Below are 1,598 nucleotides of genomic sequence, written 5' to 3'. Positions count from 1 at the left end.
CAGGCTGTGTGAAAACGCAGCCTGCACCGGCTAAAAACAAATGCCCCGACTTGTCGGGGCATTTGTTTTTGCGGACTTGAAGAAAAAAAGGGCCTTTCAGCCCATCAACTCCATCAATTTCGGCACTCCCAACACGTTGATGGTCCTTTTCAGGTTGTAGGCCTGTATCGCAAGTGCCATTTCTGTCCGTGTACCTTTTAGCTGGCGCAGCAAAAACCTAGCGTTGCCGAAGGCCCATTGCTTCAAGTTGCCAAATGGGTGTTCGACGATCGATCGTCGATTGATCATCATGTCGGGATTCGCCTTCATGCGCTGTTCCATTCGTTCAAACGCTGATTCACAGGCATGGCGCGTGACGTAACGGCGTTCAGCCTTGGTACACCGGCTTTTCAGTGCGCAAGTGCCGCAATCACTGATTGATGCGTGATAAATCCGGTCTCCCTTGTTAAGTGCTTTAAGCGTGAGCGTCTTGCCATCAGGGCATTCATAGCTGTCACTCTCTTCGCTGTAATTGAAGAGCGTGCGGTCAAAAAATTGCTCTTCGCCACCTTTGGTGTTGATCGCCCGGTTGGGCGGGACAAAGGGTGTGATACCAGCGTCTTCACACGCCTGGAATTGCGCGCCGTTGGAGTAGCCTGCATCAGCGGTGACGTTGAGCTTGGCTTGCTCCAGCACCGCTTGAGTCGCCTTGGCCATCGGTTCAAGCAGGCGATTGTCGGTACCTTCCTGAGTCACTTCGTGGTGAACAATCAGACAGTGTTTCGCATCCACCGCGCTCTGAACGTTGTAGGCAATACGCGGGCCTGAAGGTGTCCGCATTTTTTGCGCATCGGCCTCACCCACCACGTGCTGAACCAGACCTTGAGCTTGCATCAGCGCTTGGCAGGTCTGGTTATTGGCCTTTTTTACGCGCAACGTCTCAAGCGCAGTCTGTACTGCTGAGCGATCAATCGCTTGCTCTTGCTCACCGCGATCAGCCTCGTCAAGTTGCGCCAGGTAGTGGGCAATACGCTTGTCCAGAACCGCTTCGCGCCGCTGGAGCTTCTTGGGTGTGATGTGCTTTCGATTCGAGGCCACTGCCTGGAACTTGCTGCCATCAATGGCTATCAGGTCGCCGCCAATGAGGCCGGCCCCGCGGCAAAAACTAACAAATGCACGGCACGTGGCAACGAAGGCTGCGCTGTTGTCCCGTCGAAAATCGGCAATGGTTTTAAAGTCAGGTGCCAAGCGGCCCAGCAGCCACATAACCTCGACGTTGCGTTGACATTCAGCTTCCAGCCGACGCGAGGAACGAACCTGTTGGAAATAGCCGTAGAGGTAGAGTTTGAGCAGATCAGCCGGGTGGTATGAAGGGCGGCCGGTAGCCTTGGGGACGGCTTTGTCAAAACCCAGCTGCTCAAGGTCGAGCAGAGAAATATAGGCTTCGATTACCCGAACCAAATGATCTTCGGGGATGAGTTCGTCCAGCGAGACTGGAAATAGGGTTCCCTGAGAGCGGTCTTCACCTTGGATATAGCGCATAAGAAAAATGCCCGTATCTTGCGATACGGGCATTTTCTTAAACCGGGCGGCAAATTGCTAGGTTTTCACACAGCCTG

At 53.9% G+C, this 1,598-nt stretch carries 1 protein-coding gene; it reads right to left on the bottom strand.

The genetic code is table 11. The features are described 5' to 3' along the window. Positions 1-96: 96 nt before the first annotated feature. Positions 97-1,521, bottom strand: a complete 1,425-nt coding sequence (locus BLL36_RS29910) for an IS1182 family transposase (RefSeq protein ID WP_076955175.1) — start codon at positions 1,519-1,521, stop codon at positions 97-99. Positions 1,522-1,598 lie beyond the last annotated feature (77 nt).

It is taken from the genome of Pseudomonas cedrina subsp. cedrina (assembly GCF_001983175.1).
In the GTDB taxonomy this organism is placed as follows: Bacteria; Pseudomonadota; Gammaproteobacteria; order Pseudomonadales; family Pseudomonadaceae; genus Aquipseudomonas; species Aquipseudomonas cedrina.
The sequence above is the reverse complement of the archived record's forward strand: the minus strand, read 5'-3'. Positions and strand labels throughout refer to the sequence as shown.